Consider the following 8,103-nt stretch of genomic DNA (forward strand, 5'->3'; position numbering starts at 1 on the left):
GGTCCGGATGGCGAGGATCTCGCCCGCGCCGGCCTTGGCGAGCAGGTCGTTTCGGCCAACCTGGATCTCACCGCAATAACCCGGGCTCGATTACGGCTGCCGTACTTGAATGATGTCGCGCGGCTGGCTAGCCGCTTGCGATCGCAGCTGCCGAACGCCAAACGGCCGCTGATCTGATGTTCGGAGAGCGCCCGCAGACGGAATGACCAAGACATCACTCGGTCGTGGAGCGGACCACTCGTCAGGTGAAATCGCGCCCATCAGCCACTCAAGAGGCGCTCTGGGCTGAATCAATTGATGCCGTGCGAAGCTCAAGTACTCCAGACTTCGGCTGAGGAGGGCTATGCGACGTCTCGCGTCAGAATCATAATGTCGCATACGGTCATATTTACGACGTACGGCGCCATGGACGTAGCCAAGTTCGATTTATTCTTTTGATGCAAATTTAAACGCCTGACTGACCAGGGTTTGCGATAGCTCATCATCTCCGCTTCACAACAGTTCGGGCGAAGCACTCCGATGAAGTTCGAGGGCACGCTCACTAGGCGCGCCCCGAAGTCGAAGGCTTGTGCCCAGTTCGGCATGCGCTGCGAGATTGGGCATCGCTGACGCCACGCATTCCTGGTCAGGAGCGACTTCCGGCGAAGAAAATGTCGGCTCTCTCGTAAATGCGACAGGAGGGAATGATGCACGATAGATCAAGTAACTCCCGACCCGCTTCAACACCGTGTTGCGCGATATGCGGCGGAAAGTTCGGGCTGATACGCTACTATTGCTGGCGAACAGCCCTATGCTCGAAGAAATGCGTCGATCGCTTCAAGGCGCGTCGGCACAGTGATCAGATATGGCTCCGCTGGTTACGAGCAGCTTAGTATGCTTTGTCTCCGAGCTATGCGGGAAAGTGGGTGATGACGGAATCAGATAGGCGCCGTATCGAGGCGGGTGTCGAGCCTGCCAGAACCTCTCAAGGAGAGCGATACGCCATGAACGAGACTAGCAATATTGTTGCCCTTCGTCAGCTTGATGATATCGACGATCCACTGACAATATTCTGCGAGCTGGTGCGCGGCAGCTTCTGGCGCAGGCCGTGGAGATCGAAGTCGAGACGTTTCTTGCCACGGTTGACGACGGGCGCGCCCGTGTCGTACGGCATGGTTACGGCCCGGCCCGAAGGATTGCTACCGGCATCGGACCGGTCGAGGTCGCGCGGGCGAAGATTCGGGACCGCGGAGCGGCCGTCACGGCGAGCGGATCCGCTTCAGTCGGCGATTCTGCGGTTCTGGACGGGGCGGACCAGGAGTCTGGATGCGCTCTTGCCGGTGCCGTACCTGCGCGGCATCTCGACGGGCGATTTCCAGGAGGCGCTGACGGCCCTACTGGGCAAGGACGCGCCGAACCTGTCGCCTTCGGTCATCTCCCGGCTGACCGCCGAGTGGCAGGGCGAGTATGAGCGCCGGCAAACCACGCCGCCTGATCGCCTCGTCACGCAAAATTCCGCATAGCTCTTTGTCTCCCTCCAGGCTGCTCAACCAAAGTGCCATTGACGGAGCAGCCTCCGGCAGCGAGTTGTCGAGTGACGAAAATAGCTGAAGTCAAGCCTTGGGTGTTTGTAAGGATACAAGCCTTCGCCAACTCATTGGCTACATGATGGAAGCTCATCCCACCGCGGGCGCGGTGCTGTCCTTGTATCTCTCTTGGCCACCTCGGTCACTCCCCACTTGGCTGCACGCGCTCTTCCTATCCGAGTGAGGCGAACTGGAAGCGTTGTGAACAAGCATCAGCTCGCCATGACGCCGTTGTCCGAAGGGCCCAAACCTTCTCCGATCCGCGATGATGGGCAAGGAGCCAGCCGACGCGCAGGGACGGTATCTTCCGGGAGTGAAGATCTGGATCACGCCTTACAGTAGCCTGCGACGGAGTAACTCTTTGAAACTGGCTTTCCTGCAGCAGAATGAAGCGCTCGGGCCTGGGCTGCCGGCGCACGCTCAAGAAGAGGGAGGAGGCGGCTGTTCGGACTTTCGAGCTTTCAATGCGCGTCGTTTCATCGTTGCAGTGAGTTTTTTTGTCTTTGGTGGGTTCGGCGTCTTAGAGATCAAGGTGATAGTGACTAGATTCGACGGATTGTCCTTCCTTATTCGCTTCATCCGGCTGGCTCCAATGAATAAATGTACAACGCAAACAGGGCCGAATGCGACAACGCAGCGTTAGCGGCAGCGTGGCCGACCTGACGACGGACACTCGATACCTTCACGGCGGCTGCTCAAGTCAACTCCATGGCTCAACAACTAAGATGATATAAGCCACAGTCACGAACGCTTTGGTCCCTCAAGCGCTAACCTCGCCGGCGACAACAATCACCTGCTTCTACACCAAGCAGCTAGCCGGCCGAGGCGGCACCCCGCCCGACCGGCAACATAACTCGTGCCGGACCCATCTCTCAAATCTAGCGGCAACTTTGCACACTCGAAGTGGTGAAATTCGTCAAATAAAGTCGTTGGATGGGGAAATTTGGCGTCAGCCCATCGGCGTGGGAGTGATACTGTCAGGTCGCCACGAGATGTGGTCTGCAATCGAACGGGCCTGGTGTTAGTTCACAAGCGCCTCGAAGGCTGCAAGTTCGTTTGGCCAACGATCGCAGACGGCGTGATGCGCATATCGCCAGCGATCTTCGCAGCCCTGTTCGAAGGGCTGGATTGGAGATTAGTCCGCCCGGAAGAAGCGCGGCTTCCCCAGGCGGCTGGATAATTGCCGCAGATTGGCTCGGGAGCTATTTTGAACGTGGCCGGCGCAAATGGCGATGTGCTCGAAATAGCGCATGAGCATTGCGGCGCTCCGCAACGAAAAAGGCCTGAAGGCGCTTTGGCGCGAAAGCAGGCAGCCTTGAGCGAGCATCAGGGGGCATTTGGCGGATCGGAGGAAGCGAGACGTCGGCTGGAGGTCATTCTCGGCGAATTGAGACGCGAGAAGTTCGGCGCGAACTCCGAGAAGCTACGCGCCAGATCAGTATCACTTGCCGCTGGAAGACGTGGAGATCGCGCAAGGCATCCTGGACGCGGCTCAGGAAGAGCCGAAGCTGTGATCCAGGGCCAATCGCGGAGCGCGCCGGATCAAGGTTCTCATCGCAATAACGGCTGCTTGCCTGCCCATTTGCCTCGGGTGGAGCTATCGTCGAGCCTGCGAGCACGCTCTGTCCGTGCGGTTGCGGCGCCATGACAAAGATCGGCGCGGACGTCAGCAAACGCCTCGACGTGATCCCGGCGCATGGCGCGTGCCGGTCACGCGCCGCCCGAGAATACATCTGTCGCCGCTGCTCGGGCCCTGCCGTGCAGGCCCACGCGCCGGAGCACGTCGTGCCTGGTGGGCTGCCGACCGAAGCGGCGATTGCACACGTGATCGTCTCCAAGTTCGGCGACCATACGCCGTTTTACCGTCAGGCCGAGATCTATGCTCGACAGGGGATCCGGCTTGATCGGGCGACACTGGGCACCTGGTCCGGCCGCGCCTGCTTCCATCTCCAACCCATAGCGGACCACATGCGTCGGCATCTGGAGCGGGCGGATCGTCTGTTCATGGACGAAACCACGGCACCGGTGCTCGATCCCGGGCGTGGCCAAACGAAGAAAGGCTACTCCTGGGCGATCGTCTCGACGACCGCGGCCACAGCGGCCCAAGTCCTCCGATCGTGCTGTTCCGATATGCCCCCGGTCGCAGCGGCGCCTTCGCGGAGCAGTTCCTGCATGGCTTTAACGGACGCTTCCTGCAATGCGATGATGACCGGCTGACCAAAGTCGCTCGACCGAAAAGGCCGTGGACGCTCGTGCATTGCTGGAGCCATTTGCACCGGCGCTTGCTCAGCGCGCAACAGCAAATCGCCGATTGCCCAGGCTGCGGTTCGGCACATCGCACAGCTTTACGCCATGGAAGCCATGCTACGCGGTTCATCGCGGGACATCCGGCTGGCCGCGCGCAAGGAGCACTCGCCGCCAATCGTCGCCGCGCTTAAGCCATGGTTCGAGAGACAGCTTTCGATAATCTCCAGTGGTTCGACGCTCGCCGAGGACATCCGCTACGCGCTCAATCACTGGCAAGGGCTGACCCGCTTCCTCAAAGACGGGCGCCTCGAGCTCGACACGAACCCGGTCGAGAACGCCATCCGGCCGGTCTGCCTGACCAAAAAAAATGCGCCCTCGCCGGTCATGAAGTCGGCGCGCAAAACTGGGCCTTGCTCGCGTCGATCGTCGCCACCTGCAAGCTCAACGACATCGATCCGGCCGCCTACATCGCCGATACACTCGAGACGATCATCGACGGCCATCCCCATAGCCTCATCGAAAAACTCGTGCCGTGGCGATTCCGCAAAACGTCAAGCCAGCCTCAATACGGTTGCGACTAAGCGCTCACAAACAAGTGGCATCTGAATGCTAAGGAAAGGATGAGGGCACGCGCACAAAGTAGCTCCAGCCGCGGGGCTTGCAGCCAAATTCTACTGCATCTTTGGATACCGCTCGGCGGACAGATTGGATTCAGGAATACTTGTGCTCCTCTGTCGCCCGGCCAATGGTGGGACATCTCCCGTACTGGACGGTAGTAGGACTTCTACGCGCGATGCTCTATTAGGTTTGCGAGAACGTTGCTCAGAGTGACGCGCGCATGTCGCCTCGAACGCTCTAGAAGCGCTACGATGGTGGAGAGCACGCTCGAGTAAATCGCGTCGATGCACTTCGCCAAGCACCAGCCGTGCGGTAGGCGATAAATGAATTGATGGTCATTCCGGTGAACTTCCAGGTCACAGTCCTGAAAATCCTGGTGAGCTATCCGGATGGGTTTGCACGCATGGCGGACCTCAAGCGGGACATGGCTATTTTGGCGACGAGCGGTTACGACTGGGCCGAGCGCACAAAGAGATTGGCTGCCAGCGTGCCGAACCTTGACATCTTTTCCCAGCGGTTAATCGAGCGCGTTAACGGAGGGTGGCGAATCACGGAAAAGGGACGAGCGCTACTCAGAGCGATCGAAGCTCGACCCTCCAGAGGTGACACTGCAGACAAAGCCGGTGGCTGAAGCACCAGCGGAATTCTATGCTGACCCGACAGCGACTAGTCGAAGCAGACCTGCGTTCGCACGAGATCCGGCAGCGGCGTCGCCTTCCGAAGCAGATCGGGTGCGACCCGGATTTAAGTAGCGTCCTTTACTTTCGACGCGAAAAAGGCGCCGCAGGGCTGGACCCAGTTCACGCCATAGAACATCCACAAGATATGCCTCGGGTCGCTTATTGGGTCTGTTCGTTCCAGCGAGACTTGGCCCTGATCAGCCCGTCGATCTCGGCCTCATCGACCTGCTTCGCGATGCTCGGTGAAAGAGGTTGCTCTCCGCGGCCGGGCTTTCAGAGCGGCCTTCACCGAAGGAGCCGTAAGGAGCGATCTGCACCATGGTATCCCTCCTCTGGGAAGTGGAGCATCTCATCGAAACCTCACCGCTGACCAGCTTGTTCTTCCCCGAGAATTCGATGGATAAGCATTTTCACCGGTCGGACGGCGAGTAAGCCGAGGCGTGCTTGGATCTTGCCCTATCTGAGCTGGTCTCCAAGAGTGATTGAATAGCGCCAACATCCAGCTGTGTCTCGTCCAAGCGAGTATGAGCCCCCTCGATCCATCCCCTCGTACTCAGTCGGTGGGCTGATGCGGTTTGGCACGGCCTAAGCTATCGGTATGGCATTCAGTCGAGCGGGTCTACTCTTGCGTGCGAGACTTGGAGCACCGGCAAAGTTGAACCAATGCGATCGCGTTGCTTATGAAACAAATGTGCTGCATTCTTCCTGCCGATATGCGGACAGGACGCACTTTTTCGGCTTGAAAAGTGCGGACTTCGGCGGCTTGACGCAAGAGCAAACCGGTATCGAGTTTAGGACCCTGCACCTAAGAGTATTCACGCCGGAAGAGCTGCTGAGGTTCCTTCACTCATTAAACACCTGCTGTGAGCCGTTTCATATGCCACACAGCTCTCCGTTTAACCTCGTGATGTGTGCGGACTTCTGATCCTTCTTACCGCTTTCATGTTGGCGGCACGTGGCCAGCACCGAAATGATTTTGCGCAGTATCCGAACGGGCCTTACCAGGGGTAAACGTGCCATAGCTCCCACATGATAGAGGGGTTTCTCCTGCATCTACAAGGGGCCCCGCAGAAGCCACTGCAGTCCTGAGAGAGATGTCGAGTTCCAAGGATGGCATGTTGCGCGGGTTCGTTCGATCGCGGCAATCGCGCGGCAAACGAATCTCCTTGCGCTGAACGGCAGGGGTTTGCGGTTGTTGCCCAGGGGGGGGAAGTCTCTTGCCACGCAAACCACGCATGGGACAGTTGAGGTAACAAGCATATTGGAGGACTTCAGGCGGCGACCACCGAGTCGGTCCACAAGATTGCAGAAATCGACGCTACAATGGCGCATCTCGGAGATTGCCAAGACAACTTGTTGATTCAGTGGGGGTGCAGGAGACAGCGAGCAAAACCATCGCAGTTAATGTGCAGGAAGCTGCGGCGAGGTCTTTCCTAGGTCGCAGAGAGACAAAGTCATCACTGAATCGAGGCAAGCCGGAGAGGCTTCAACGCAAGTGCTGGCGTGTGCCGAATTATTATCCGGCGAAAGCTTTCGATTGAAGCGTGAACTTGATAATTTCCCAAAATCCAAGCAGCTTAGGCGCCAACGCAGTTAAAACGCGCTGCTCCTTCATATGCAATTGCAGGGCGCGAACCCAGCCTGGACGACGTATCAGTGAACCTCAAACCGGAGCTCAATTCTAACGCTTCCAGACTGTGTGCCTGTCAGGTGTTTGCGGAATGGACAGGTGCGACGGGTAGACGGAGCAAAACCTGCCCAGTTACTCAGGCGAGCGCAATGGTCGAGCTTGCTTCGTGTTACCGGTCTCACGCGCAATCTTGGCCGATGTCATCCGGAGGCGCCTAAGGCCAGCGGGCGTGCCGTCGCGAGTTCTTAGGCTTTTCCTTGACGCGGCGGTATACAGATATTTCGTTGATCTCACGATGTATGTGAACACGCAGGGCGCGTTGCGGGATAAAGGCAAAAAAACGCCGTAGCGGTTTCCCGCGCCGGCGTCATGTTGACCCAGGCGCTAGAGATTACGCTGCGTTGAAGCCCGCAACCGCCTTCACTTCGAGGAAGTCCTCGAGGCCGTACTTGCCCCACTCGCGGCCGTTGCCGGACTGCTTGTAGCCGCCGAACGGCGCGGAGCGGTCGTTGGGCACGCCCTGCAGATTGACATTGCCGGCGCGGATCTGACGGCTGACGCGCTTGGCGTCCTCGACGGACGCACCCGTGACGTAGCCGGCAAGCCCATAGGGCGTGTCGTTGGCGATGTGCACGGCTTCGGCTTCGTCCTTGGCGCCGATGATGGTCAGCACCGGTCCGAAGATCTCTTCACGCGCAATCGTCATGTCGGGGGTGACGTCGGCGAAGATGGTCGGACGGACATAGAAGCCTTTGTTGACGCCCTCGGGCAGGCCCGGGCCGCCGGCGACGAGCGTTGCGCCCTCGTCGATGCCCTTCTTGATCAGGCCCTGGATCTTGTCCCACTGGCCGCGGTTGACGACCGGGCCGATGGTGGTGCCTTCGGCGCGCGGATCGCCGGCCTTGGTCTTGTCGGCGACGGCCTTCGCGATCGCGGCGACTTCCTTCATCTTCGAGGCCGGCACGATCATGCGCGAGGGCGCGTTGCAGGACTGGCCGGAGTTGTTGAACATGTGCATCACGCCGCCGGTCACCGCCTTCGTGAGGTCGGCGCCTTCGAGGATGACGTTCGGCGACTTGCCGCCGAGCTCCTGGCTCACGCGCTTCACGGTCGGTGCCGCGCGCTTGGCCACGTCGATACCGGCGCGGGTCGAGCCGGTGAACGAGATCATGTCGATGTCGGGGTGCTCGCTCATGGCGGCGCCGACCTCGGGGCCGAGACCATTGACGAGGTTGAACACGCCCTTCGGCACGCCGGCCTCATGGAGGATTTCCGCGAAGATCAAGGCCGAGGTCGGGGTGAACTCCGACGGCTTCAGGATCATGGTGCAGCCGGCGGCGAGCGCGGGCGCGACCTTGCAGGC

The 8,103-nt window shown here is 59.5% G+C and carries 6 protein-coding genes and 3 pseudogenes; 8 read left to right on the forward strand and 1 reads right to left on the reverse strand.

Annotated elements, in window-relative coordinates; translation table 11 throughout:
• Window positions 1-983: 983 nt before the first annotated feature.
• From AC0L3U_RS38000 to AC0L3U_RS38035, 8 genes and pseudogenes are all read left to right on the forward strand, one after another.
• Window positions 984-1,460 (forward strand): annotated as a pseudogene (locus tag AC0L3U_RS38000) (transposase); the annotation flags it as partial.
• A 466-nt stretch (window positions 1,461-1,926) separates the two neighbouring features.
• Window positions 1,927-2,208 carry a hypothetical protein gene (locus AC0L3U_RS38005; RefSeq protein WP_259219455.1) on the forward strand — a complete coding sequence of 94 codons (282 nt, stop codon included), beginning with the start codon at window positions 1,927-1,929 and terminating at the stop codon, window positions 2,206-2,208.
• A 351-nt stretch (window positions 2,209-2,559) separates the two neighbouring features.
• On the forward strand, window positions 2,560-2,745 hold the full coding sequence (tnpB, locus tag AC0L3U_RS38010) for an IS66 family insertion sequence element accessory protein TnpB (protein WP_374762402.1): 186 nt from the start codon (window positions 2,560-2,562) through the stop codon (window positions 2,743-2,745).
• A gap of 54 nt (window positions 2,746-2,799) precedes the next feature.
• A complete protein-coding gene (locus tag AC0L3U_RS38015) occupies window positions 2,800-3,213 on the forward strand; it encodes an IS66 family transposase (RefSeq protein ID WP_374762671.1) in 414 nt (137 codons plus the stop codon).
• The gene (locus AC0L3U_RS38020; protein ID WP_259265538.1) at window positions 3,210-3,782 is read left to right on the forward strand and encodes an IS66 family transposase; all 573 of its coding nucleotides are present in this window, start codon (window positions 3,210-3,212) and stop codon (window positions 3,780-3,782) included. The genes AC0L3U_RS38015 and AC0L3U_RS38020 overlap by 4 nt, the downstream gene beginning before the upstream one ends.
• Window positions 3,683-4,124 (forward strand): annotated as a pseudogene (locus tag AC0L3U_RS38025) (IS66 family transposase); the annotation flags it as partial. The gene AC0L3U_RS38020 and the pseudogene AC0L3U_RS38025, both read left to right, overlap by 100 nt.
• A 98-nt stretch (window positions 4,125-4,222) precedes the next feature.
• Window positions 4,223-4,393 (forward strand): transposase domain-containing protein, encoded by a 171-nt coding sequence (locus AC0L3U_RS38030; protein WP_259219509.1) that lies wholly within the window; start codon window positions 4,223-4,225, stop codon window positions 4,391-4,393.
• A 380-nt stretch (window positions 4,394-4,773) separates the two neighbouring features.
• Window positions 4,774-5,043, forward strand: a pseudogene (locus AC0L3U_RS38035) (hypothetical protein); the annotation flags it as partial.
• A 2,088-nt stretch (window positions 5,044-7,131) separates the two neighbouring features.
• Here the strand turns inward: AC0L3U_RS38035 and AC0L3U_RS38040 are convergent.
• A partial coding sequence (locus AC0L3U_RS38040; protein ID WP_473364913.1) for an aldehyde dehydrogenase family protein occupies window positions 7,132-8,103 on the reverse strand: 972 nt, incomplete at its 5' end.

The organism is Bradyrhizobium sp. Kon69 (assembly GCF_055807515.1).